Source organism: Duganella violaceipulchra (genome assembly GCF_019166075.1).
Taxonomy (GTDB): Bacteria; Pseudomonadota; Gammaproteobacteria; order Burkholderiales; family Burkholderiaceae_D; genus Rugamonas; species Rugamonas violaceipulchra.
On sequence record NZ_JAHTGR010000032.1, the window covers coordinates 14,910 to 41,801 of the forward strand.

Below are 26,892 nucleotides of genomic sequence, written 5' to 3' on the forward strand. Positions count from 1 at the left end.
TCAGCTAGCCTTGACCAATCCGGTCTCGCTCTATACTATGACGGTCGTCTGCTCTAGCGCAGTTTGGTAGAAAAGACATAGTTGAGTAATCGACTAGGAGACGTGGCCGAGTGGCCGAAGGCACATCCCTGCTAAGGATGCATACGGCTTATACCTGTATCGTGGGTTCGAATCCCACCGTCTCCGCCAGTATTTTTAAAAACCCGCTTCGGCGGGTTTTTTCATTTCTGCCTTTCTCAGAGGAGAAACGGCCTTCTTGTTGTCCAGCGACTCCCGCCGTTGTCCGCCCCGATCCAGTGCCCCTTGGCACTGTTGTTTTATCAATAGCTAAAACACTAAACATTTCTTTTATTTCAACTATCGGGAAGTGAGAACGGCTATACTCACCCAGCCAATTTGCCGTGTTTGCTTAAAATGCCACAAGTGTGGTTCCACTTGTCCTTTGGATTTCTAAATGACCGCTTCGACCAATCGCGCCGCCACCGGTGCGGCGATGGACTCTATTATTCCCCGGCGCCGCCACAAGCCAGCTGTCCTGATCAGCGTCGCGGTACTTGTGCTGATGGCTGGCGGCTACCTGGCCTGGCGCTGGCTGCCGCACGGACTGCAAGTGCCAGCCAGCGAGGTCCGCATCGCGACCGTTGAAAAAGGCCTGTTCATTGACGACGTCACCGTCCGGGCCAAGGCCGAGCCCTTGAACTCGGTATTGCTTGATTCGGTCGAGATGGGCAGGGTCGAAGAGGTCGCCGCCACCGATGGCGCGCTGGTCGGCAAGGGCCAGTTGTTGTTCCGCTTGTCCAATCCCCAGCGCAACCTGGATTTGCTGGCCCGGCAGACTGAAATCGCGCAGCAGATATCGAATCTGTCCATCTTGCGCGTCGGCGACGAAGCCAGCCGTATCGACCATCAGCGCCGCACAGCCGATCTGGAATTCGCCCTTTCCCAGCGCCAGAAGCAATACGCGCGCGATGTCAAACTCGCCAGCCAGGGCTTTATTTCCGCGGTGCAGCTGGAAGAGTCCAACGACAGCCTGGCGCAGCAGCGTCACTTGCTGGCGCAGGAGCAAGCCAGCAATGAGGCGGAGTTCAAGGTCCGCAGCAAGGCGCTGGCGCAGCTGGACGGCGCGATCCGCGGCCTCAACAGCGGGCTGGCGCTGGTCAACGCCACGGTCGAGGCGCTTGCGGTGCGCGCCCCGGTCGCCGGCCGCCTGACCGGCTTCCGCCTGCAGGTGGGCGAAACCGTCAAGACCGACCAGCATATCGGCCGCATCGATCACCCGACCTTGTTCAAGCTCAGCGCGCAGCTCGACGAGTTCTACCTGAACCGGGTGACGATCGGCCGCCACGGCGCCATCAGCCAGGCGGGCAAAAATTATCCCGTCGATATCAGCGCCATCTATCCGCAAATCAAGGACGGCCGCTTCACCGTGGAGATGGTCTTCACGCAGGGCCAGCCCGAGGCGATGTCGCCCGGCCAAAGCCTGGACGCGCACATCACCCTGGGCGAGCCCGGCAAGGCGATCCTGCTGCCCAACGGCGCCTTCGTCAACGACAGCGGCGGCAGCTGGGTGTTCGTGGTCGGCCGTGATGGCCGCAGCGTGGAGCGGCGGGTGACCAGGACCGGCCGCCGCAGCAATGGCCAGATCGAAATTCTCTCCGGCCTGGCCGCCGGCGAAAAAGTCATCGTTTCCAGCTACGCGTCGTTTGGCAAAGCCGAGCGCTTGCAGCTTTCCCAGTAAATCCAGTTATTCACACCCTGCTCAGGAAAATCCATGATCAAACTTGTCGGCGTCAACAAGATCCATCAGGCTGGCGAAGTGCAAACCACGGCGCTGCGCCAGATCAACCTTGAAATCCTTCCCGGCGAATACCTCGCCATCACGGGACCGTCGGGTTGTGGCAAGTCAACCTTGCTGAGCTTAATGGGTTTGCTCGACGTGCCGGACAGCGGCGAGTATTGGTTCGAGGGGCAGAATGTGGCTGGCTGGAGCGAATCCCGCTTGAACCAGCTGCGGCGTGGGCGTATCGGTTTCATTTTCCAGAGTTTCAACCTGATCGAGGAATTGTCGGTGTTCGAGAACGTCGAACTGGCCCTGGAATATACCGGCACGCCGGCCAAGGAACGGCGCGAGCGCGTCGCCACCATGCTCGACAAGCTGGGCGTCGCCCATCGCGCCGGCCATCGTCCATCCCAGCTGTCCGGCGGCCAGCAGCAGCGCGTGGCGATCGCCCGCGCGCTGGTGGCCGCGCCCGCCGTGCTGCTGGCCGATGAACCGACCGGCAATCTGGACACGGCGCACGGCGACGAAGTCATGCAGCTGCTGCGCCAGATCAACGCCGAAGGCACGACCGTCATCATGGTCACACACTCGCCGGAGCACGCGCTGCAAGCTTCGCGCGTGCTGCGCCTGCTCGACGGCCAGTTGGTCCACGACGCCTTCCAGGCCGCCGCCTGAACCTGCCGCGCGCCGCACCCTTACCCCATTGCCCGCACGGTGCGCCGTGCGTAAAGGATCCCCATGAATTTGCGTGATTTTCGTATTGGCTTGCGTCTGCTGGTGAAGGAGCCGGCGTATTCGAGCGTTGTGGTGCTCGGCCTGTCGGTCGGCTTCGCCGTCTGTTTCCTGCTGCTCGGTTTCGTGCGCTATGCCTGCAGTTACGACGCCTTCGTGCCGGACGCCTCGCGCATCTACCTGATCAAGCATAAGCTCAACATCATCGGCAAGCCGGCGTGGTACGAGTCGACGCCGCTGCCGTTTCTGGCGGTGGCGCAGCGCAGCGGCATGGTCGAGAGCGGCACCGCCCTGATGTCGCTGGACGTGTCGGCCAAGGTGGGCGCCGTGGTTCAGCCGCTGAGCCTGTCGGCGGTGCACGCCAGCTTCCCGGAGATGTTCCATCTCCATCCGATCGAGGGCGACCTGGCGCAGACGCTGAGCCGCCCCGACACGATCGCGCTGACCCGCAGCACCGCCAATCGCCTGTTCGGCGACGGCGCGGCGGTGGGGCGTACGCTGCAGATCGCCGGCAAGTCGTACACGCTGGGGGCCTTGCTGGCCGACGTGCCGGGCAACAGCACCGTCACGTATGACGGCCTGGTCGGCATCGACAGCGCCGCCTGGGCCGACGAGGAGCGCAAATTCCTGTTCCAGTCCTGGGGCAATATCGGCGCCAAGATGTACGTCAAGCTCAAACCGGGCGCCATGCCCGAGGCGCTGGCCGGGGTGCTGCAGGAGGCGGCCGACCATTCGCCGCTGATCAAGGAGCTGGGCCCGGAAGTCATCGCCGAGCTGGGCGGCAAGAAGGTCATGGACCTGCGCCTTGGGGCGCTGTCGGACATGTACTTCGACAACGACACCGCCTATTCGCCGATGAGCAGCCAGCACGGCGACCTGCGGGTGGTGATCGCGCTGGCCGGCGTCGCCGTGCTGATCTTGCTGCTGGCGGTGATCAACTACGTCAACCTGGCCACCGTGCGCACGCTGCGGCGCCAGCGTGAAATCGCGGTGCGCAAGGTGCTCGGCGCCGGCGTCGGCCGCCTGACCGGCCAGTTCCTGGCCGAATCGCTGCTGGTGTCGCTGAGCGCCACCGTGCTGGGGCTGGCGCTGGCGGCGCTGCTGCTGCCGCTGTTCTCGGAGTTGATGGACCGGCGCCTCGAGCATATGTTCACGGCCGGCGCGGTGCTGCTGGCGCTGGCGCTGGGCGCGGCGGTCGGCGCGCTGGCGGGCAGCTATCCGGCCTGGGTGGCGTGGCGGGTGCGTCCACCGCGCACCCTGGCCGGCCGCGGCGGCAGCGAGACCGGCGCCGGCCTGTGGCTGCGCCGCGCGCTGACGGTATTGCAGTTTTCCACCGCGATCGGCCTGTCCGGCGTGACGCTGACCATCGCCTACCAGACCCGCTACGCGATGGCGGCCGATCCCGGCTTCGACACGCATCCGCTGCTGGTGGTCGGCTTGCCGGCCGACCTGCAGAACCCCGCCAGCCGCGGCCTGCGCGAAGCCTTGTCGCATCTGCCCGGCGTCGACGGCGTCGCGGCGGCGGCCGATCCGGTCGGCCGCGGCTTCATCGGCGCCAATGTCGGACTGGCTCGCAGCGACGGCATCAAGGCCAGCGTCGTCACGCGTCCGGTCAGCCCGAACTTCTTCAGCGTCTACGGCGTGGCGGCGCGCGCCGGGCGCCTGTTCGACAGCCAGCGCGACCAGGAGGACCGGCGCGACACGGTGGTGCTGAACGGCGCGGCGGTGCGCGCCTTGCGTTTCGCCACGCCGGAGGCGGCGGTGGGCCAGCTCGTCACGATGGGCGACGGGCCCGAGGCGGTGGCCGCGCGCGTGATCGGCGTGGCCCCGGACATCCGCCACGAGGGCTTGCATGATGTGGCGCAGCCGATCGTGTATTTCCCGGCGCTGTCGATCAACACGCTGACCGCGCGCAGCCACGGCGACCTGACCGCCCTGGAAAGCGCGGTCGGCGACCTGCAGCGCCAATACTTCCCCAACGACGTGCTGGAAGTGCGCCGCGCCGGCAGCTATTTCGCGCTCAATTACGCCGACGACCTGCGCCTGGCAAAGCTGCTGGGCCTGGCCAGCGCGATCGCCATCGGCATCGCCGCCTTCGGCATCTACGTGCTGGCCGCCTACAGCGTGCAACGGCGCGAACGCGAAATCGTGCTGCGCAAATTGTATGGCGCCGATGCGCGCGCGATCGGGCTGTTGATCGGCAAGGAGTTCAGCGTATTGGTGGGCGTCGGCGCCGCCATCGGCCTGCCGCTGGCCTGGTTCGCCACCGAGCATTATCTGTCGAGTTTTGTCGAGCGCGCGCCGCTGGCCGGGCTGGCGCTGGCCCTGGCGCTGGCGCTGGTCGCCCTGGTGGCCTTGTGCGCCACGCTGCGCCACACGCTCAAGGCCACCGGCATCGCGCCGGCGCTGGCCTTCCGTACCGCCTAGCTGTGCTGCCGGGAGGGGCTTCGCCCCTTCCCAAGGTCGAGATCGTTCATCCCGACGCGATCCGACAGGTCGTCAATTCCGGATCAATGTCATTTTCTGCCGCCGCGCAGCGGCCGCACGCCAGCGTAGCGGCGTGCGGCCTATCCCTGCCTGCCTTACACGCCGCCGCCGGCGATGCCGTCCAGGTACTTCAACAGCACCGGCGCCGTCATGACCGGCACTTCGTAGTCCAGCTCGGCAAGCGCCCGGCAGGTCGCCTGCTGGTCCAGCGCCGCCTCGGCGGCGACCGCGGCGCCTGCCGCCGGGTCGAACAGATGCAGATAGGGCGCGAACGGCAAGGCGCTGTTTTCCGCGGACGCCCGCAGGGCCTCGGCGTACCAGCTGCCGAGCGGTACCGGTCGGAGCGCCGCGTCGTTCTGCCGCGCCCAGTCCATCAGCTGGTTCCAGTCGAAGACCTGCTGGCCGAGCAGGTGGTAGTTGCCGCTCGCGCTGGCCGGCGTGCACAGGCGGCACACCGCCGCCGCCACCGCGTCGACCGGAATGACGGTCTCGTTGTACGGGGTGTCGAGGTAGATGCCCAGCGCCAGGCAGGTGCGTAGATAGCGCGCCACCATATCGTCGTCGCGGCCCTTGCCGTGGACGCTGTCGGCGACCACCCGGCCGAGACGGAAGATGCTGGCGGCCATCCCTTGCTGCCTTGCCCGCTCCACCAGCACTTCCGCCTGCCACTTGCTGGCCGCGTACCCGGCATGCTCGACATGACGCTCGTCGAGGTTGCACGTTTGCTCGTCCACCGTGGCGCGCCTGGGCGCCGGCGCAAACGTCGCCGTGGTGGAAATGTAGGCAAAGCGCGCCGCTCCCGCCCTGGCCGCCAGTTGCAGCAGGAATAAGGTGGCCTCGACATTCGCCGCGCGCAGCGCGCGGTAGGGCTGTGCGTGATTGACCGCGGCGCCGTTGTGGACCACCAGGCCGACGCGCTGTTCGAGCAGGCGCTGGGTGGCGTGATCGAGGCCCAGTTCCGGCGCCGTCAGGTCGCCCGCCAGCGCGACGATGCGCTCGGCGTAGCACGGCCGCCACAAGCCGTAGTCTGCCAGCGCCTGTTGCAGGCGCCGGGCCGCGGCCGGCGCAGTGGCGGCGCGCACCAGGCAATAGATGGTGGCCTCCGGGCGCGACGCCAGCAGTTCGCGCAGCAGGAATGCGCCGACGAAGCCGTTGGCGCCGGTGAGCAGCACGTCCGCCGCGGCGGGCGCCGCGGCGTTGTCGACCGCCGGCACCGCGCGCAGCAACGCGTGCTCCAGCGGCATGGAAGCACCCGGCAGCGCCTGGTGCTGATCGATTGCGCCGGCCAGCAGATGGACCGTGGGGCAGCTGAAAATACGCTGCAACGGTACCTTGCGCCGCAGCCGCATTTCGATCAGGGACATCAGCTTGGCCGCCAGCAGGGAGTGGCCGCCCAGCGCGAAGAAATCGTCATGCCGGCCCACACGGTCCAGCTTGAGCACCTCGGCCCACACCGCGGCCAGCGCCACTTCGGTCGCCCCCAGCGCTTCCTCGTAGCCGCCGGTGGCGAAGGTGTCCTGGCCCGGCGCCGGCAGCGCTTGGCGGTCCAGCTTGCCGCTGGGCGTCAACGGGAAGGCCGGCAGCGTCACGAAGGCCGACGGCAGCATGTGCTCGGCCAAGGTGGCGGCCAGCTGGCGGCGCAGGGCGGCGGCGTCGGGCGCGGCCGCGCCGTCGCCCAGCAAGTAGGCCACCAGCCGCTCCTCGCGCAGCACCACCAGCGCCTCGCGCACGCCGTCGCAGGCGGCCAGGTGCGCCTCGATCTCGCCCAGTTCGATGCGGAAGCCGCGCAGCTTGACCTGGAAATCGTTGCGGCCCTGATAGTCGAGGTCGCCATTGGGCAGCCAGCGCGCCAGGTCGCCGGTGCGGTACAGGCGGGCGCCGGGCCGGCCGCCGAACGGATCGTCGATAAAGCGTTCGGCGCTCAGGGCCGGCAGGTTGAGGTAGCCGCGCGCCACGCCGGCGCCGCCGAGATACAGCTCGCCCACCACGCCCAGCGGCACCGGCTGTCCGCGCGCGTCGAGCAGGTAGGCCTGGGTGTTGGCGATCGGCCGCCCGATCGGCACGCCCGCGGCCGGCGCCGGGGCGCAGGGCCCGAAGCGCTGGGCGGTGGCGTACACGGTGGTCTCGGTGGGGCCGTAGGTGTTGAGCAGTTCGCACCGGCGCAGGCGCGCGCAGGCCAGCCAGCTGTCCAGGTGGCGGCGCTCGGCCTTCTCGCCGCCGATGATCACCAGCCGCAGCGCCGCCGACGGCGGCGCCAGGCCGGCCTGGCTTTCCAGCATCCACTGGTGCCAGAACGCGGTCGGCAAGTCGGCCACGGTAATCCGGTGCTGGTCGAGGAAGGCGATGTAGGCCGGCGAGGGCGCGACCATGTCGGCCGGCCGCAGCACGACGGTGGCGCCCACCGCCAGCACCGGGAACAGTTCTTCGATCGAGCTGTCGAAGCTGAACGAGGCGAATTGCAGCACGCGGTCGTCCGCCCGCAGCGCGCAGCTGTCGATGTGGTGGCGGACCAGGTTGAGCACGTTGCCGTGCTCCACCGCCACGCCCTTGGGCAGGCCGGTGGAGCCGGAGGTGTAGATCACATAGGCCAGCTGCGCCGCCTGCGTGGCGGGCGCCGGATTGTGGTCGGCGTCGGGCGGTCCGTCGTCGCCGGCCAGGGCCAGCACCGGCAGCGTGGCCGGCACCGCGATGGCCTCCAGCAGCGCCTGCAGCCCGTCCTGCGCCAGCAGCGCCACCGGCGCGCAGTCCCGCAGCATGTGGGCCAGGCGCGCGGCCGGGTAGGCCGGGTCGAGCGGCACGTAGGCGGCGCCGGCCTTGAGGATGGCCAGCAGGCCGACCACCAGCTCCGGGCTGCGTTCGGCGCACAGCGCGACCCGGTCGTCGGCGCGCACGCCGAGCGCCAGCAGGCGATGCGCCAGCCGGTTGGCGCGTGCGTTCAGTTCGCCATAGCCGACGCCGACGCCGTCGCACAGCAGCGCGACGGCGTCCGGCCGGCTGGCCGCCTGCGCCTCGAACAGCTGGTGTATCAGCGTGGCCGGCGCGTCCCATGCGCGGGCGGTGGCGTTGAAGCCGGCCAGCAACAGTTGCCGCTCGTCCGGGTCGAGCAGGGCGATGTCGCCGGCGGGTTGCTCGGCGTCGGCCACCATCGCCGCCAGCAGCCGCAGGAAGCGGTGTCCGATGCGCTCGGCCGTGCCATGCTCGAACAGCGCGCTGGCGTAGTTCAGGCTGCCCGAGATGGCGTCGCCGCTGTCGACCAGCGACAGCGACAGGTCGTCGTGGGTGGTGTCGGGCGCACGGCTCTGCTGGCGCAGCGACAGGCCGGGCAGGGCCAGGGCGCCGTCGCCCGGCGTGTTCATCAGATTGAGCATGACCTGGAACAGCGGCCCGTGGGCCAGGCTGCGCGGCGGCTGCACGGCTTCGACCACCTGGTCGAACGGCAGGTCCTGGTGGCTGTAGGCCGCCAGGCTGCTGTCGCGGACCCGCGCCAGCAGCGCCGCCACGCTCGGGTTGCCGTCCAGGCGCACGCGCAGCGCCAGGGTGTTGAGGAACAAGCCGATCAAGCCTTCCAGCTCGGGGCGCTGGCGGTTGGCCACCGGCGTGCCGACCACGATGTCGTCCTGTCCGCTCAGGCGCGCCATCAGCATGGCCCAGCCGGTGAGCAGGGTCATGAACAGGGTGGCGCCGTGCCGCTGCGACAGCCGGCGCAGGCCGGCGGCCAGATCGGCCGGGATGGTCAGCGCGACGCTGGCGCCCGCGTATTGCTGGAGCGCCGGGCGCGGCCGGTCCAGCGGCAGCGCCAGCAGCGCCGGCGCGCCGTCCAGGTAGCCGCGCCAGAAATCGGCCTGCCGGCGCAGGGCCGCGCCCTGCAGCCACTGCCGCTGCCAGGCGGCATAGTCGGCGTATTGCAGCGCCAGCGGCGGCAGCGGGTCGGGCCGGCCCTGGCTGAAGGCGGTGTACAAGGCGTTGACCTCGCCCACCAGGATGCCGACCGACCAGGCGTCGGTGACGATGTGGTGCTGGGTCAGCAGCAGCAGGTGCTCGTCCTCGGCCAGGCGCAGCAGCTGTCCGCGCACCAGCGGCCCGGCCGCCAGGTCGAACGGCCGCGCCGCCTCCTGCGCGCCGAGGCGGGCCACGGCGTCGTCGCTGGCCTGGCCGGCAAGCTGGCGCAGGTCGTGGGTGGCGAGCGCGAAACCGCAATCGGGCGCGGCGATGTGCTGCCGCGGCCCGTCGGCGCCGCCGGCGAAGCGGGTGCGCAAGCCCTCGTGGCGGGCCACCACGCGGTCCAGGCAGGCCTGCAGCGCGGCCTGGTCCAGTGTGCCGCTGAGGCGCAGCGCGGCCGGCATGTGGTAGGCGGCGCCGGCGGCCGGATCGAGCTGGTCGAGGAACCACAGGCGCTGCTGGGCCCAGGACAGCGGCAGCGGGCCGGCGCGGTCGGCCGCGGCGATGGCGGGGCTGTCGGCCGCCGCGCCGGCGCCGCGCGCCTGGTCGACCAGCTCGGCCAGGGCGGCCAGCGTGGGCTGGGCAAACAGCGCCCGCAGGCCGAGCTCGACCCCGAGCCGGCTGCGCAGCCGCGCCGTCAGTTGCACCGCCAGCAGCGAGTGGCCGCCCAGTTCGAAGAAATGGTCGTGGCGGCCGACCTGCGGCAGCCCCAGCAGTTCTTGCCACAGGCCGGCCAGCGCCTGTTCGGTGGCGCCGCGCGGCGCCGCATAGGCGGACGCGGTGACCGCGTCCTGGTCCGGCGCGGGCAGGGCATTGCGGTCGAGTTTGCCGTTCGGCGTCAGCGGCCAGGCCGCCAGCATCACGTAGGCGGCCGGCAGCATGTGCTCGGCCAAGTGCTGCGCCAGCGCGGCGCGCAGCGCGGCCGGCGTGGGCGCCTCGGCGGCGGCCAGCACATAGGCCACCAGGCGGGCTTCGCCGACGCCGTCCTGGCGCGCCAGCACCACCGCCTCGCGCACGCCGGCGCAGGCCGCCAGGCGGGTCTCGATCTCGCCGAGCTCGATGCGGAAGCCGCGGATCTTGACCTGGAAATCGTTGCGGCCCAGGTATTCCAGATTGCCGTCCGGCAGCCAACGCACCAGGTCGCCGGTGCGGTACAGGCGGGCCTCGGGCGCGCCGCTGAACGGATCGGCGAGGAAGCGCTGCGCCGTCAGCAGCGGCTGGTTCAGATAGCCGCGCGCGACGCCGGCGCCGCCGATGTAGAGCTCGCCGGCCACGCCCAGCGGCGCCAGTTGCCGGTGGGCGTCCAGCACGTACAGCCGGGTGTTGGCGACCGGCCGGCCGATGTGGGGCACGAAGCCGGTGTGCCGTTCCATCCGCACCCAGGTGGAATAGGTGGTGGTCTCGGACGGGCCGTAGAGATTGGCCAGGCGCAGTACGCCGGTCTCGGCAAACAAGCGCTCGGCCAGTGCGCGCGTGAGCGGCTCGCCGGCCAGGTTGACCGACTCCACCGAGGCCGGCACGCGCCGCGCCGCCAGCAGCGCGCTCAGCGCCGACGGCACGGTATTGATCAGCGACACCGCCTCGGGCGCGTCCAGCACGTCGCGCACCAGCTTGACCGTGGCGCCGCAGGCCAGCGGCACGAACAGTTCAAACACATGGAGGTCGAAATTGATCGAGGTCGAGAACAGCGTCAGCGCCAGCTGCCGCGGCGGGAAGTGCGCGCCCGCCCAGTGGATGAAATTGACCGCGTTGGCGTGCGCGATCATCACGCCCTTGGGCTGGCCGGTCGAGCCGGAGGTGTAGATCACATAGGCCAGGTGGTGCGGCGCCAGTCCCAGCGCGGCCGGGTCGGGATTGCGCTCGGCGCCGGCGCCGGCTTGCGCGGCCTCGGCGGGGGCGTCCAGCAGCAGCGCGGCCGGCGCGCCGTCCATGGCGCGCACGGCCGGCGTCAGCGCCGCCAGCAGCGCGCGCGTGGTGACCAGGGCCACCGGCGCGCTGTCGGCCAGCATGTACGCCAGCCGCGCGGCCGGATAGGCCGGGTCGAGCGGCACGTAGGCGGCGCCGGCCTTGAGGATGGCCAGCAAGCTGGCCACCATGTCGCAGCCGCGTTCGAGGCAGACGGCGACGCGGTCGTCGGGGCGCACGCCGCGCGCGAGCAGCTGGTGGGCGAGCTCGTTGGCGCGGCGGTTCAACTGGCCGTAGCTCAGCGTGTCGCCGTCGCACAGCACGGCGGCGGCGTCCGGGTGCGCGGCCGCGCTGTGCTCGAACAGTTGATGGATCAGGACGTGGCGCGGGTAGTCGGCGGCGCTGTCGTTGAAGGTTTCCAGCAATTGAAGCCGCTCGTCCGGCGGCAGGATGGACAGCGCGTGGGCCGGCTGCTCGGGGTGCTGCGCCAGCGCGGCGCCGAGCGCCTCGACCGCGGTCAGCAGGTAGGCGGCGATGCGCCGCGCATCGATGCCGTCGGCGCATTGGGCCGTCACGCCGAAACCGTCGCCGAAATCGTCGACCGAGACCGTGACCGGATAATTGGTGCGCTCCTCGCCGGCCACCGCGCGCATGCCCTCGAGCGGGGCGGCGGCGCCCGGCGCCATGCCGGCGGGGCGGCTGTGGCGGTAGTTCAGCAGCGTGGTAAACAGCGGCAGCGTGCCGGCCACGCCGCTGCAGCGCTGCGCCAGCGCCAGCGACGCTTGTTCGTGCGCCAGCAGCTCGCTCAGGTCGCGCTGGCAGTCGGCGACCACCTGGCCGATCGCGCGCGCGCCCAGCGAGATGCGCAGCGGCAGCGTGTTGATGAACATGCCCAGCACCTGGCCGGCGCCGTCGGCGCCCTGCATGCGCCCCGACAGCACGGTGCCGAACACCACGTCGTCGCGGCCGCAGCATTGCGCCAGCACCTGGGCCCAGGCGGTATGGAACAGCACGGCGGCGCTCACGCCGTGACGGCGCGCGCCCTCGCGCACCCGCCGCGCCAGCGCCGCGTCCAGCTCCAGCCGCGCCTCGCCGACGCGGCCGCCGTCGTGGCGCACGTCGAGCAGGCCGAACGGCGCGGTCGGGGCGTCGATGTCGGCCAGCCGGCGGCGGAAATATTCCTCGTGCGCGGCGGCCGGCATCGCCCGCGCCTGGGCGATGAAGTCGCGGTAGGGCAGCGACGGCGGCAGGCTGTCGCCGCGGCCCTGCAGCAGCGCCTGGATTTCGGCGATGATCAATTCCAGCGTCAGGTGGTCGCTGACCAGGTGGTGGTTCAGCAGCGCCAGCAGCCACTCGCCGGTGCGCGGATCGGCCGCCACGTAGGCGGCGATCAGCGGCGCGCGGCGCAGGTCCAGGCGCAGCCGGCGCGGATCGGTGTGCTGTTGCAGCTGGGCCATGGCGTCGGCGCCGGCCTCCAGCGTCAGTGCGTGGACCGGCAACGGCGCGCGCCGCTGCACCACCTGCACCGGCGTCGCCAGCCCGTCCCAGTGGACGCTGCTGCGCAGGATGGCGTGGCGCGCGATCACGCTTTGCAGCGCGTCGAGGAAGGCGTCGAGCCGCGCACGCTGGTCGAAGGCCAGCACGGAGCGCATCAGGTAGGCGTCGCCTTCGCCGCCCAGCAGGTGGTGGAACAGGATGCCTTCCTGCAGCGGCGCCAGCGGATAGATGTCCTGGATGTTGGCGGCTCCGCCCGGCACGCCGTCGACGATCAGGTCGATCTCGTGCTGGGTCAGCGCCACCAGCGGCAGCAGCTCGGGGCGCAGCGCGTCGCACTCGGCGCCGATCAGGTTGGGCGGCACCGGCGCGGCGCGCGGCGCGGCATCGCCGGCCGCCAGGCCGGCCGCCATGGCCTGCAGCGTGGGCGCGTCGAACACGGCGCGCACCTCGGTGGACAGGCCCAGCCGGCGCAGCCGCTCGATCAGCGTGATCACCATCAGCGAATGGCCGCCCAGTTCGAAGAAATGGTCGTCGCGGCCGACCTGTTCCAGGCCGAGCAGCTCGGCCCAGAGCGCCGCCAGCGCGGTCTCGGCCGGGCCTTGCGGGGCCTGGTAGCGGCGCGCCGCGACGGCGTCGCGGTCCGGGGCCGGCAGGGCGCTGCGGTCGAGCTTGCCGTTCGGGGTCAGCGGCAGCGCCGCCAGCACCACGTAGGCGGCCGGCAGCATGTAGTCGGCCAGCCGGGTCGCCAGCGCGGCGCGCAGCGCGGCCGGATCGAGCGCGGCGGCCGGCTCGGAAGGCGTGCCGGCCTCGGCCACCAGATACGCCACCAGGCGGCGCTCGCCGGGCTGGTCCTCGCGGGCGATGACCACCGCCTCGCGCACGCCGGCGCAACCGGCCAGGCACGCTTCGATCTCGCCGGGCTCGATGCGGAAGCCGCGGAGCTTGACCTGGAAGTCGTTGCGGCCCAGGTACTCGACGCAGCCGTCCGCCAGCCAGCGCACCAGGTCGCCGGTGCGGTACAGGCGCTCGCCGGCGCGGCCGCTGAACGGATCGGCGATGAAGCGCTCGGCGCTCAGCTCGGGACGGTTCAGATAGCCGCGCGCGACGCCGGCGCCGCCGATGTACAGTTCGCCCGCGACACCGATCGGCACCGGCTGGCGCTGCGCGTCCAGCACATACAGCGTGGTGTTGGCGACCGGCCGGCCGATATGGGCCGCGAAGCCGCTGCGCCGTGCCATCGGCACCCAGGTGGAATAGGTGGTGGTTTCCGACGGGCCGTACAGGTTGGCCACCTGTTCGACGCCGGTCTCGGCGAACAGCCGTTCCACCAGCGCGCGCTTGAGCGGCTCGCCGGCCAGATTGAGCGAGCGCATGGCGGCCGGCACCCGGCCGGCGTCGAGCAGGGCGCTGATGGCCGACGGCACGGTGTTGATCAGCGTGACGGCCGGCGCCGGCGCCAGGATGTCGCGCACCAGGTGGATGGTGGCGCCGCAGGCGAGCGGCGCGAACAGCTCGAACACGTGCAGATCGAAATTGATCGAGGTGGAAAACAGCGTGTGCGCCAGCTGTTGCGGGCTGAATTGCTCGAGCGCCCAGTGGATGAAGTTGACCGCGTTGGCGTGCTCGATCATCACGCCCTTGGGCTGGCCGGTGGAGCCGGAGGTGTAGATCACATAGGCCAGGTGGCGCGCGTGCAGGCCGGGCGGGCAGGGGTTGTGCGTGGGCTGGCCGGCCAGGCCGGCGTCGGCGTCCAGCAGCAGCAGCGGCGGCCGGGCCGCGCCGGCGCCCGCCGGCAGGCGCGCTTGCAGCGCGGTCAGGCTCAGCACCGCCTTGGGCGCGCTGTCGTCGAGCATATAGGCCAGCCGCTCGGCCGGATAGGCCGGGTCCAGCGGCACATAGGCGGCGCCGGCCTTGAGCACGCCGAGCACGCCGACGATCATCGGCACGCCGCGTTCCAGGCACAGGGCGACGCGCTGGTCCGGCCCCACGCCCATGGCCAGCAGGCGGTGCGCCAGCTGGTTGGCGCGTCGGTTCAGCTCGGCATAGCCGAGGCGCTCGCCGCCGTACTCCAGCGCCACGGCGTCGGGCCGGGCGGCGGCCTGGTCTTCGAACAGCTGGTGCAGCAGGCGCGCTGGCGGATAGGCGCGCGCCGTGTCGTTGAAACCGACCAGCACTTGCTGGCGCTGTTGCGGGTCCAGCAGCGGCAGCGCGGCCACGCGCTGGCGGTCGTCGGCCACCATCGCCGCCAGCAGCGTCAGCCAGTAGCCGGCCAGCCGCTCGACGCTGTCGCGCTCGAACAGCGCGGTGGCGTATTCCAGATGGCCGCCGAGGGTGTGGCCGTTGTCGCCCAGGTTCAGCGACAGATCGAACTGGGCGGTGGAATGCGGCAGCTCGACCGGCGCCAGCGTCAGGCCCGGCAGCGACAGGGCGGCGTTGGCGCCGCTGCTGTTGTTGAGCGACAGCATGACCTGGAACAGCGGGCTGTGGCTGCGGCTGCGCGGCGGGTTGACCGCCTCGACCACCTGCTCGAACGGCAGGTCCTGGTGCTCGTAGGCGGCCAGCGTGTCGGCCCTGACGGCGGCCAGCAGGCTCGCCACGCTGGGGTTGTCCTGCAGGCGCACGCGCAGTGCCAGCGTGTTGACGAAGCAGCCGATCAGGCCCTCCAGTCCGGCGTGCTGGCGGTTGGCCACCGGCGTGCCGACCACCACGTCGTCCTGGCCGCTCAGGCGCGACAGCAGCGCGGCCCAGCCGGCCAGCAGCGTCATGAACAGCGTGGCGCCGTGGCGCGCGGCCAGCGCGCGCAGGCCGGCCGCCAGCGGCGCCGGGATGGTCAACGCGATGCCGGCGCCGGCGTGGCTGTGCAGCGCCGGACGCGGACGGTCGGCCGGCAGCGCCAGCAGCGCCGGGGCGCCGTCCAGATGGGCGCGCCACCAGTCGGCCTGGCCTTGCAGCGCGGCGTCGCCGAGGCGCTGGCGCTGCCAGGCGGCGTAGTCGGCGTACTGGATGGCCAGCGCCGGCAGCGGGTCTGGCAAGCCCTGGCTGAAGGCGGCGTACAGCGCGCTCACTTCGCGCACCATGACGCCGACCGACCAGCCGTCGGAAATGATGTGGTGCTGGGTCAGCAGCAGCACATGCTCGTCGTCGGCCAGCTGCAGCAGCAGGGCGCGCGCCAGCGGGCCGGCGGCCAGGTCGAAGGGCCGGGCCGCCTCGTCGGCGCCGAGCGCCGCCACGGCGGCGTCCCGCTGGTCGGCGGGCAGCGCGCGCAGGTCGTGCAGGCGCAGCGCGAAGCCGCAGTCGGCGGCGGCGATCGCCTGCACCGGCGCGCCGTCGTGCTGGACAAAGGTGGTGCGCAGGCTTTCGTGGCGGGCCGCCAGGCGGTCGAGCGTGGCGCGCAGCGCGGCCAGGTCGAGCGCGCCGCGCAGGCGCAGCGCGGCCGGCAGGTGGTAGGCGGTGCTGGCGGTCGGATCGAGCTGGGCCAGGAACCACAGGCGCTGCTGGGCCCAGGACAGCGGCAGCGGCTGCCCGCGGTCGGCCGCCGGCACGCTGACGGCGGCGCCGGCCTGGCCGGCCATGCGTTCGCGCACGCGGCGCTGCAGGATGGCCTGCTTGATTTCTTCCAGAGATAGTTCGCGTTGGTTCATGGTGCATCCTTGGCCAGCATTGCCAGCAGTTCTTCCTTCGACAGGCCATCCAGGCTATCGCGCATGGTGTCCAGGTCCTCGCCCAAATAGGTGGCGTATTGCAATGAGGTGATGGCGGCCGCCATGGCCGCCAGCGACGGTTGTTCAAACACTTGGCGCAGCGCCAGCGTGACGCCGAAGGCATCGCGCACGCGCACCAGCAACTGGGCGGCCATCAGCGAATGGCCGCCGAGCTCGAAGAAATGCGCGTCGCGGCCGACCTGCCGCAGCGCCAGCAGTTCCTGCCAGAGCGCCGCCAGGGCCGTTTCGACCTCGCCGCGCGGCGCGCTGTAGTGGCGGGCGGGCAGCGCCTCGCTGTCGGGCGCCGGCAGCGCGTTGCGGTCCAGTTTGCCGTTCGGGCCGAGCGGGAATTCGGCCAGCGTCACAAAGGCCGACGGCAGCATGTAGGACGGCAGCTCGGCGCCCAGCTGCGCGCGCAGCGCGGCCGGGTCCGGCGTGGCGTCCGGCTGCGCCAGCAGATAGGCCACCAGCCGCGGTTCGCCGGGCCGGTCGCTGCGGGCCAGCACCAGCGCCGCGCGCACGCCGGCGCAGGCGGCCAGGCGCGTCTCGATCTCGCCGAGCTCGATGCGCAGGCCGCGCAGCTTGACCTGGCCGTCGTTGCGGCCCAGGTATTCGATATTGCCGTCGGCCAGCCAGCGGCCCAGGTCGCCGCTGCGGTACAGCCGCGCGCCCGGATCGGCGCCGAACGGATCGGCGACAAAGTGCTGCGCGCTCAGCGCCGGCTGGTGCAGATAGCCGCGCGCGACGCCGGCGCCGCCGATGCACAGTTCGCCGATCACGCCGGGCGGCACCGGCTGGCCGCGCGCGTCCAGGATGTACACCGGGGTGTGCGGGATGGGCCGGCCGATCGGCACCTGCTGGAGCTGGAAGTGCGGCGCGCAGCGGTACACGGTGGCGCAGATGGTCGACTCGGTCGGGCCGTAGGCGTTGAACAACCGCAGCCGGGACGACCAGGCGCGCGCCAGCGCCGGCGGGCAGGCTTCGCCGACCACGATCAGGGTCAGCGGCCCGGGGTCGGCCGCGGCCAGCAGCGCCTCGACCACGGTCGGCGCCAGGATCAGGTGGCTGATGGCGTGCCGGCGCAGCGCCAGCCCCAGCGACGCGGCCGAATACGCGGCCTGCTCGCGCAAGTAGAGGCTGGCGCCGGCGCACAGCGTCATGGCGATTTCCGAGATGCTGGCGTCGAAGCCGAACGCGGCGAACTGCAGCAGCCGGCTGTCGGGCGTGATGTCGAATAGCCGGTAGTGGCTGGCGCCGAAGTTGGCCAGCCCCGCATGTTCGAGCATCACGCCCTTGGGGTTGCCGGTCGAGCCGGAGGTGTAGATGACGTAGGCCAGGTGGCGCGCCGTCAGGCCCAGCTGGGCCGGATCGGGATTGCGCTCGTCGTCCGCCTCGCCCTGGCCCTCGGGCGGCAAGCCCTGCGCCGCCTCCAGCGCCAGCACGGCCGGGCCCGGCGTCGGCAGGCGTCGGCGCTGCGCGGCGTCGGCCAGCAGCAGCACCGGCGCGCTGTCGGCCAGCATGTGGGCGATGCGCTGGTCGGGATAGGATGGATCGAGCGGCACATAGGCGCCGCCGGCCTTGAGGATGGCCAGCATGGCGGTGACCAGCGCCACGCCGTCGTCGGTGCACACCGCCACGCGCTGGTCGGGGCGCACGCCGTGCGCCAGCAGGCGGTGCGCGAGCCGGTTGGCGCGCCGGTTCAGCTCGCCGTAGCTGAGGCGTTGATCGCCCCGCACCAGCGCCGGCGCGTCCGGCCGGGCCGCGGCCCTGGCCTCGAACTGCTGTTGCAGCAGCGCACTGGCCGGCGTCGCCGCCGTGGCGCTGGCGTTGAAGCCGGCCAGCAGTTGCCGGCGCTGCGCGGCGTCGAGCAGCGGCAAGTCGGCCAGCGGCCGGGCCGGCGCGGCCACCATCGCCGCCAGCAGTTGCAGCAGATAGCCGGCGTAGCGCTCGACGGTGGCATGGTCGAACAGGTCGCTGGCGTAGTCCAGGCTGCCCGCGATGGTGGCGCCGTCGTCGGCCAGGGCCAGCGACAGCTCGAAATGGCTGGTGGTGCGCGGCGTGGCGTGCGGCGCGAGCGTCAGCCCCGGCAGCGCCAGCGCGCCGCCGCCGGCGGTGTTGTCGAGCGACAGCATGGTCTGGAAGACCGGGCTGTGGCGCATGCTGCGCGGCGGCCGCAGCGCCTCCACCAGTTGCTCGAACGGCAGGTCCTGGTGCTCATAGGCGGCCAGCGTGTCGGCCTTGACGCGCGCGAGCAGCGTGTCGGCGCTGGACTGCTGGTCCAGCCGCACGCGCAGCGCCAGCGTGTTGACGAAGAAGCCGATCAGGCCCTCCAGTTCGGCGCGCCCGCGGTGGGCCACCGGCGTGCCGACCACGATGTCGTCCTGCCCGCTCAGGCGGGCCAGCAGCGCGGCCCAGCCGGTCAGCAGGGTCATGAACAGGGTGGCGCCGTGGCGCACGGCCAGCGCGCGCAGGCCGGCCGCCAGCGGCGCCGGGATGGCCAGCGGTACGCTGGCGCCGGCATGGCTTTGCAGCGCCGGGCGCGGGCGGTCGAGCGGCAGCTCCAGCAGGGCCGGGGCGCCGTCGAGGTGGGCGCGCCAGAAGGCGGTTTGCGCCTGCAGCGCGGCCGTGCCCAGCCAGCGGCGCTGCCAGGCCGCGTAGTCGGCGTACTGGATGGCGAGCGGCGGCAACGGGTCGGCCAGCCCCTGGTGGAAGGCGGTGTACAGCGCGCTCACTTCGCGCACCAGCACGCCGATCGACCAGGCGTCGGTGACGATGTGGTGCTGGGTCAGCAGCAGCAAGTGGTCGTCGTCGGCCAGGCACAGCAGCTGGCCGCGCAGCAGCGGGCCGGCGGCCAGGTCGAAGGGCTGGCAGGCCTCGTCGGCGCCGATGCGGGCCACGGCGGCCTCCTGTTCTTGGCCGCCGAGCCCGCGCAGGTCGCGCCAGGCCAGCGCGAAGCCGCTGTCGGCGGCGCCGATGCGCTGCACCGGACCGTCGGCGCCGTCGGCAAAGCTGGTGCGCAGGCTTTCGTGGCGCGCCACCACCCGGTCCAGCGTGGCCTGCAGCACCGCGCGCTCGAGCGCGCCGCGCAGGCGCAGCGCGGCCGGCATGTGGTAGGCCATGCTGCCGGCCGGATCGAGCCGGGCCAGGAACCACAGCCGTTGCTGGGCCCAGGACAGCGGCAGCGGCTGCCCGCGGTCGGCGCCGGCGATGGCGCCGCCGCTGGCGCGGCCGGCCAGCGCCACGGCGGCCGCCAGGCCGGCCAGCGTCGGCTGTTCGAACAGCGCGCGCAGCGGCAGTTCCACGCCCAGTTGCTGGCGCAGGCGCGACACCAGCCGCACCGCCAGCAGCGAATGGCCGCCCAGCTCGAAGAACTGGTCGTGGCGGCCCACGCGCGTCAGGCCCAGCAGCTCCGACCAGAGGCCGGCCAGCGCCACTTCGACGGCGCCCTCGGGCGCCTCGTAGGCGCGGGTGGCGACGGCGCTGTGGTCCGGCGCCGGCAGCGCCCGCCGGTCCAGCTTGCCGTTCGAGGTCAGCGGGAAGCGCTCGAGCGTGACGAAGGCCGACGGCAGCATGTACTCGGCCAGCGTCAGCGCCAGCTGCGCGCGCAGCGCGGCGGCCTGCGGCGCGGCGCCGGCCTGGGCGGTGAGATAGGCCACCAGGCGCTTGTCGCCGGGGCTGTCCTCGCGCGCGATGACCAGCGCCTCGCGCACGCCGTCGCAGGCGGCCAGCCTGGCCTCGATCTCGCCGAGCTCGATGCGGAAGCCGCGGATCTTGACCTGGAAATCGCTGCGGCCGAGGAACTCCAGCGTGCCGTCGTCCCAGTAGCGCGCGCGGTCGCCGGTGCGGTACATGCGGGCGTCGGCGGCGGCCGTGAACGGATCGCGCGGATAGCGCTCGGCGGTCAGCGCCGGCTGGCCGAAATAGCCGGCGCTGAGGCACTCGCCGGCGATGTACAGGTCGCCCGGCACGCCGAGCGGGCAGGGTTGCAGATGGCGGTCCAGCACGTGGTAGCGGGCGTTCTGGATCGGCCGGCCGTAGGGAATGCTGACCCAGGCCGGATCGGGCTCGCCGACCGGATGGAAGTTGGACCAGACGGTGGCCTCGGTGGCGCCGCCCAGGCTGATCACTTCGCAGCGCGCATACGCCCGCCGCAAGCGCGGCGGCAGTTCCAGCGGTATCCAGTCGCCGCTGAAGAAGGCCAGGCGCAGCGTCTGGTTGGGCGGCTGTCCGGCGCGCTCGGCCAGCAGCGGCAGCAGCTGGGCGAACACCGCCGGCGCCGAATCCCAGAACGTGATGGCGGCGTCGTCGATCAGGCGCAGCAGCCGGCGCGGATCGGCGATATCGTCGCTGGAGGCGATGTGCACCGTGCCGCCGGCCGCCAGCAGGCCGAAGATATCGTAGACCGAGAGGTCGAAGCACAGCGAGGTGGTCAGCAGCAGGGTGTCGCCCGGGCCGACCCCGAAGCGGCGGTTGACCCAGTCGAACAGGTTGATCACCGGCCGGTGCTGCACCGCCACGCCCTTGGGCCGGCCGGTCGAGCCGGAGGTGTAGATGATGTAGGCCAGGTGGCCGGCGTGCAGGCCCAGCGCGGCCGGATCGGGATTGAGGTCGTCGCCGTCGCCGTCGCCGTCGCCGGGGTCGGCGTCCAGCAGCAGCAGCGGCGGCGCGCCGGCGGGCAGGCTGTCGCGCCGGTGCGCCTCGGTCAGCAGCGCCACCGGCGCGCTGTCGGCCAGCATATACGCCAGCCGGTCGGCCGGATAGGCCGGGTCGAGCGGCACGTAGGCGGCGCCGGCCTTGAGGATGGCCAGCAGGCCGACCACCATCTCCAGGCCGCGCCCGGCGCACAGCGCGACCCGCTGGCCGGGCCGCACGCCCAGCGCCAGCAGGCGCCGCGCCAGCCGGTTGGCGCGCCGGTTCAGCTCGCCGTAGGCCAGGCGCCGGTCCTCGAACACCAGGGCGGTGGCGTCGGGCCGGGCGGCCGCGTTCGCTTCGAACAGTTGATGGATCAGCTGCTCGCGCGGGTAGTCGGCGGCGCTGTCGTTGAAGTCCTCCAGCAGCCGGCGCCGTTCGGCCGGCGGCAGGATGGACAGCGCGTGGGCCGGCTGGTCGGGCTGCTGCGCCAGCGCGGCGCTGAGCGCCTCGAGCGCCGTCAGCAGATAGCCGGCCATGCGCTGCGGGTCGATGCCGGCGGCGCACAGCGCGGTCAGCGCGAAGCCGTCGCCGAAGTCGTCGACCGAGACCGTGACCGGGTAGTTGCTGCGTTCCTCGGCGGCGATGGCGCGCATGCCTTGCCAGGCGCGGCCGGCGTCCTGGCCGGCCGCGCCGCCCTGGCTGTGGCGGTAGTTGAGCAGGGTGGTGAACAGCGGCTGCGGCGCGGCCACGCCGCTGCAGCGCTGGGCCAGCGCCAGCGAGGCTTGTTCATGCACCAGCAGCTCGCCCAGGTCGCGGTAGCTGTCGCGCACCACCTGGCCGATCGGCCGCGCGCCCAGCGAGATGCGCAGTGGCAGCGTGTTGATGAACATGCCCAGCACTTGGCCGGCGCCGTCGGCGCCCTGCAGGCGGCCCGACAGCACGGTGCCGAACACCACGTCGTCGCGGCCGCAGCACTGCGCCAGCACCTGGGCCCAGGCGGTATGGAACAGCACGGCGGCGGTCACGCCGTGGCGGCGCGCGCCCTCGCGCACGCGCAGCGCCAGCGCCGGGTCCAGCCGCAGCCGGGCCTCGCCGATGCGCTGGCCGTCATGTTGCACGTCGAGCAGGCCGAACGGCGCGGTCGGTTCGTCGATGTCGGCCAGCCGGCGGCGGAAATATTCCTCGTGGGCGGCGGCCGGCACGGCGCCGGCCTGGGCGATGAAATTGCGGTAGGGCAGCGGCGCCGGCAGGCTGTCGCCGCGCCCCTCCAGCAGCGCCTGGACTTCGGCGATGATGAACTCGAGCGTCAGGTGGTCGCTCACCAGGTGGTGGTTGAGCAAGGTCAGCAGCCATTCGCCGGCCTGCGGATCGGCCATGACGTAGGCCGCGATCAGCGGCGCGCGTTGCAGGTCCATCCGCAGCCGGCGCGGATCGGTGTGCCGTTGCAGCTGGGCCAGGGCGTCGCCGCCGGCCTCCGCCGTCAGCGTGTGGACCGGCAGCGGCGCGCGCCGCTGCACCACCTGCACCGGCGTCGACAGCCCGTCCCAGCGCATGCTGCTGCGCAGGATGTCGTGGCGGGCGACGACCCGCTGCAGCGCGTCGAGGAAGGCGTCGAGCCGCTGGCGGCCATCGAACGCAAAGCTGGAGCGGATGATGTAGGCGTCGCCTTCGCCGCCCAGCAGGTGGTGGAACAGGATGCCTTCCTGCAGCGGCGCCAGCGGATAGATGTCCTGGATGTTGGCGGCGCCGTCGGGCACGCTGTCGACGATCAGGTCGATCTCGTCCTGGGTCAGCGCCACCAGCGGCAGCAGCGCCGGGGTGATGGCGATCGTCGCCGCCGCGGCCGGATGCAGCAGCGCCGCCGGCGCCTGGCCCGCCGCCAGCGCGGCGATCAGCGCCGGCTTGTGCTGGCGCAGCAGGCCGAGGGTGTCCTGGTCCAGCGCGCCGGGCGGCGCCTTGATGGTCAGCTCGCCGTCGTCGACGCCGAGCGTGACGCGCAGCGATTGCAGGCGGGCGTACAGTGGTTGCATAGTCATAAACGGAATTCCTCGACAGGTTCTGCGCTCGGCGCGCTGGCGCCGGGCAAGGTGAGCAGGTTGGGCGGGACCACGAAGGCCGGCGCCGCATGGTCCTGGCGCGCGCCGATGGCCGCCGCCAGCGCGGCCAGGCTGGCCGACGAGAACACGGTGCCGACATCGGTGGCCAGGCCGCGCGCGCGCAGGCGCTCGATCAGCGCGATGACCAGCAGCGAATGGCCGCCCAGCGCGAAGAAGTTATCGTCGCGGCCGGCCAGGGGCAGGCCCAGCAAATCCTGCCAGATCTCGGCCAGCGCCGTTTCGATGGCGCCGTGCGGCGCCGCGTAGGCCGGTCCGGCCAGCGCGCCCTGGTCGGGCGCCGGCAGGGCCCGGCGGTCCAGCTTGCCGTGCGGGGTCAGCGGCATGCTGGCCAGTGTGACGAAGGCGGCCGGCAGCATGTAGTCGGCCAGCAGCGTGGCCAGCCGCGCCCGCAGCGCGGCCGGGTCCGGCACGGCGCCGTCGCGCGCGGTCAGGTAGGCCACCAGCCGCCGGTCGCCGGGGCTGTCCTCGCGCGCCAGCACCACCGCCTCGCGCACGCCGGGGCAGGCGGTCAGGGCGGTCTCGATCTCGCCGAGCTCGATGCGGTAGCCGCGCAGCTTGACCTGGAAGTCGTTGCGGCCCAGGTACTCGATGGCGCCGCCGGGCAGATGGCGGCCGAGGTCGCCGGTGCGGTACAGGCGGGCGCCGGGCAGGGTGCTGTACGGGTCGGCCACGAAGCGCTGCGCCGTCAGGTCGCGGCGGTTCAGGTAGCCGCGCGCGACGCCGTCGCCACCGATGTAGAGCTCGCCGGCCACGCCGGGCGGCGCCAGCCGGCCGTGGGCGTCCAGGATGTAGACCTGGGTGTTGCTGATCGGCCGCCCGATCGGCAGCGGCCGCGTGCCCGCCGTCACCGCGTGGGTGGTGGCGAAGGTGGTGGTCTCGGTCGGGCCGTAGCAGTGCACCAGGTGGCGCGGCGGACTGTCGCGCAGCACGCGGGCGACGGCGTTGAAGTCGGCCTGTTCGCCGCCGAACAGCAGATAGCGCAGGCCGGCGATGAGCGGCGCCAGCGGCTCGGCGTACTGGTTGAACAGGCCGGCGGTCAGGTGCAGCACGGTCACGCCGGCGCCGCCGAGCAGCGCGCCCAAGGATTGCGCGTCGAGCAGCGTGGCCGGCGGCACGATCAGCAGCCGGGCGCCGTGCAGCAGCGTGGCCCAGATCTCCCAGGTCGAGGCGTCGAAGGCCGGGTTGGCGCAATGCGCCACGCAATCGTCGGCGCCGATGTGCACGTAGCAGGGATGCATCACCAGCCGCAGCACGTTGCGGTGCTCGACCATCACGCCCTTGGGCTGGCCGGTCGAACCGGAGGTATAGATGACGTTGGCCAGATGGCGCGCGTGCAGGCCGGGCACGGCCGGCGCGGGCAGTGCGTCGGCCGCCATGGCGGCGTCGTCGAGCACGATCAGCGGCACGCCGCTGGCCGGCAGCCGCGCCTGCAGCCCCGGCTGCAGCAGCAGCGCGGCCGGGGCGCAGTCGGCCAGCATATAGTCCAGGCGCGCGGCCGGGTAGGCCGGATCGAGCGGCACATAGGCGGCGCCGGCCTTGAGGACGGCCAGCATGGCGAGCACCATCTCGACGCCGCGCTCGGCGCAGATCGCCACCCGGTCGTCGGGCCGCACGCCCAGCGCCAGCAGGCGCCGCGCCAGGCCGTTGGCGCGCCGGTCCAGCTCGCCGTAGCTCAGCCGCCGGCCGGCGCAGTCCAGCGCGACGGCGTCCGGCCGCGCGGCGGCCTGCTGTTCGAACAGGCGGTGCAGCAGCTGCTCGCGCGGAGAGTCGGCGGCGCTGTCGTTGTAGTCCGCCAGCAGCAGGCGCCGTTCGGCCGCCGGCAGCATGTTCAGCGTCCGGGCCGGCTGGCCGGCGTCGGCGGCCAGCGCCGCCAGCAGCGTCTCGACGGCGCCCAGCAGGTAGGCCGCCATGCGCGCCGAATCGATGCCGTCGGCGCATTGCATGGTCAGCGCGAAGCCGGCGCCGAGATCGTCGACCGAAACCGACACCGGGTAGTTGGTGCGCTCGATGGCGACGATGGCGCGCATGCCTTCCCAGTCGCGCTGGTGGGCCGCAGCGTCCTGGGCGGCGGCGGCGGCGGCGCGGTTGTGGCGGTAGTTCAGGATGGTGGTAAACAGCGGCTGCGGCGCGGCCACGCCGCTGCAGCGTTGCGCCAGCGCCAGCGAGGCTTGCTCGTGGCTCAGCAGTTCGCCCAGGTCGCGGTAGCTGTCGCGCAGCACCTGGCCGATCGGCCGCGCCCCCAGCGAGATGCGCAGCGGCAGCGTGTTGATGAACATGCCGAGCATCTGGCCGGCGCCGTCCGCGCCCTGCAGCCGGCCCGACAGCACGGTGCCGAACACCACGTCGTCGCGGCCGCAGCATTGCGCCAGCACCTGGGCCCAGGCGGTGTGGAACAGCACCGCCGCGCTTACGCCGTGGCGGCGCGCGCCCTCGCGCACGCGCAGCGCCAGCGCCGCGTCCAGCTCGAGCCGGGTCTCGCCGACGTCGCTGCCGTCATGGCGCACGTCGAGCAGGTCGAACGGCGCGGTCGGGGCGTCGATGTCGGCCAGCCGGCGGCGGAAGTATTCCTCGTGCGCGGCGGCCGGCACCGCGCGCGCGCGGGCGATGAAGTCGCGGTAGGGCAGCGACGGCGGCAGGCTGTCGGCGCGGCCCTGCAGCAGCGCCAGGATCTCGGCGATGATCAGTCCCAGCGTGGTGTTGTCGCTGACGATGTGGTGGTCGAGCAGCGCCAGCAGCCACTGGCCGGAGTGCGGATCGGCCGCCACGTAGGCGGCGATCAGCGGCGCGCGGCGCAGGTCCAGGCGCAGCCGGCGCGGGTCGGTGCGTTGCTGCAGCTGCTCGACGGCGTCGCCGGCGGCGTCCAGCGTCAGCGTGTGGAGCGGCAGCGGCGCCTGCCGCTGCACCACCTGCACCGGCGCCGACAGGCCGGTCCAGCGCACGCTGCTGCGCAGGATGTCGTGGCGCGCGATCACGCTTTGCAGCGCGTCGAGGAAGGCGTCGAGCCGCGCGCGGCGGTCGAACACGAACGTCGAGCGCATCAGGTAGGCGTCGCCTTCGCCGTCCAGCAGGTGGTGGAACAGGATGCCCTCCTGCAGCGGCGCCAGCGGATAGATGTCCTGGATGTTGGCGGCGCCGCCCGGCACGCTGTCGACGATCAGGTCGATCTCGTGCTGGGTCAGCGCCACCAGCGGCAGCAGCTCGGGGCGCAGCGCGCCGCACTCGGCGCCGATCAGGTTGGGCGGCACCGGCGCGGCGCGCGAGCGGGCCTCGTCGCCCGTGGTCAGGCCGGCCGCCATGGCGTGCAGCGCGGGCGCTTCGAACACGGCGCGCACCTCGGTGGACAGGCCCAGCCGGCGCAGCCGCTCGATCAGCGTGATCACCATCAGCGAATGGCCGCCCAGTTCGAAGAAATGGTCGTCGCGGCCGACCTGTTCCAGGCCGAGCAGCTCGGCCCAGACGGCCGCCAGCGCGGTCTCGGCCGGGCCCTGCGGGGCCTGGTAGCGGCGCGCCACGACGGCGTCCTGGCCGGGGGCTGGCAGGGCGTTGCGATCGAGCTTGCCGTTCGGGGTCAGCGCCAACGCCTCCAGCACCACGTAGGCGGCCGGCAGCATGTAGTCGGCCAGCCGGGTCGCCAGCGCGGCGCGCAGCGTGGCCGGGTCGAGCGCGGCGGCAGATTCCTGCGCGCCGGCCTCGGCCACCAGATAGGCCACCAGGCGGCGCTCGCCGGGGCTGTCCTCGCGGGCGATGACCACCGCCTCGCGCACGCCGGCGCAGGCGGCCAGGCGCGCTTCGATCTCGCCGAGCTCGATGCGGAAGCCGCGGATCTTGACCTGGAAGTCGTTGCGGCCCAGGTATTCGATGCCGCCGTCCGGCAGCCAGCGGCCGAGGTCGCCGGTGCGGTACAGGCGGGCGTCGGGGCGGTCGCCGAACGGGTCGGCGATGAAGCGTTCGGCCGTCAGCTCGGGGCGGTTCAGGTAGCCGCGCGCGACGCCGGCGCCACCGATGTACAGTTCGCCGGTCACGCCGATCGGCGCCGGCTGGCGGTGGGCGTCGAGGATGTAGGCGCGCAGGTCGGGCAGGGGCTGGCCGATCAGGCTGCCCA

The 26,892-nt window shown here is 72.3% G+C and carries 6 protein-coding genes and 1 tRNA gene; 4 read left to right on the forward strand and 3 right to left on the reverse strand.

The genetic code is table 11. The annotated features are described in order from the left end of the window. The first annotated feature begins 96 nt into the window (after window positions 1-96). From KVP70_RS31490 to KVP70_RS31505, 4 genes are all read left to right on the forward strand, one after another. Window positions 97-189 (forward strand) — tRNA-Ser (locus KVP70_RS31490). Between the two features lie 265 nt (window positions 190-454). Continuing rightward, window positions 455-1,738: an efflux RND transporter periplasmic adaptor subunit gene (locus KVP70_RS31495; protein WP_229225221.1), complete on the forward strand. Its 1,284-nt coding sequence runs from the start codon at window positions 455-457 to the stop codon at window positions 1,736-1,738. A 33-nt stretch (window positions 1,739-1,771) separates the two neighbouring features. Then, window positions 1,772-2,455, forward strand: coding sequence for an ABC transporter ATP-binding protein (locus tag KVP70_RS31500; protein WP_217946322.1), 684 nt, complete (start codon window positions 1,772-1,774; stop codon window positions 2,453-2,455). Between the two features lie 63 nt (window positions 2,456-2,518). Further along, window positions 2,519-4,939: an ABC transporter permease gene (locus tag KVP70_RS31505; RefSeq protein ID WP_217946323.1), complete on the forward strand. Its 2,421-nt coding sequence runs from the start codon at window positions 2,519-2,521 to the stop codon at window positions 4,937-4,939. Between the two features lie 155 nt (window positions 4,940-5,094). Here the strand turns inward: KVP70_RS31505 and KVP70_RS31510 are convergent, their stop codons facing one another. The 3 genes from KVP70_RS31510 to KVP70_RS31520 all read right to left on the reverse strand — a co-directional run. Next, entirely contained in the window at window positions 5,095-15,981 is a 10,887-nt protein-coding gene (locus KVP70_RS31510; RefSeq protein ID WP_217946324.1) for a non-ribosomal peptide synthetase, read from the reverse strand. Further along, window positions 15,978-22,709 carry a non-ribosomal peptide synthetase gene (locus tag KVP70_RS31515; RefSeq protein ID WP_217946325.1) on the reverse strand — a complete coding sequence of 2,244 codons (6,732 nt, stop codon included), beginning with the start codon at window positions 22,707-22,709 and terminating at the stop codon, window positions 15,978-15,980. Before KVP70_RS31515 ends, KVP70_RS31510 begins: the two co-directional genes overlap by 4 nt. Then, a partial coding sequence (locus tag KVP70_RS31520; RefSeq protein WP_217946326.1) for a non-ribosomal peptide synthetase occupies window positions 22,706-26,892 on the reverse strand: 4,187 nt, incomplete at its 5' end. The genes KVP70_RS31515 and KVP70_RS31520, both read right to left, overlap by 4 nt.

Coding starts and splice junctions, on each gene's coding strand:
- KVP70_RS31495 (WP_229225221.1), top strand. CDS start 455: ATGACCGCTTCGACCAATCGCGCCGCCACCGGTGCGGCGATGGACTCT.
- KVP70_RS31500 (WP_217946322.1), top strand. CDS start 1,772: ATGATCAAACTTGTCGGCGTCAACAAGATCCATCAGGCTGGCGAAGTG.
- KVP70_RS31505 (WP_217946323.1), top strand. CDS start 2,519: ATGAATTTGCGTGATTTTCGTATTGGCTTGCGTCTGCTGGTGAAGGAG.
- KVP70_RS31510 (WP_217946324.1), bottom strand. CDS start 15,981: ATGAACCAACGCGAACTATCTCTGGAAGAAATCAAGCAGGCCATCCTG.
- KVP70_RS31515 (WP_217946325.1), bottom strand. CDS start 22,709: ATGACTATGCAACCACTGTACGCCCGCCTGCAATCGCTGCGCGTCACG.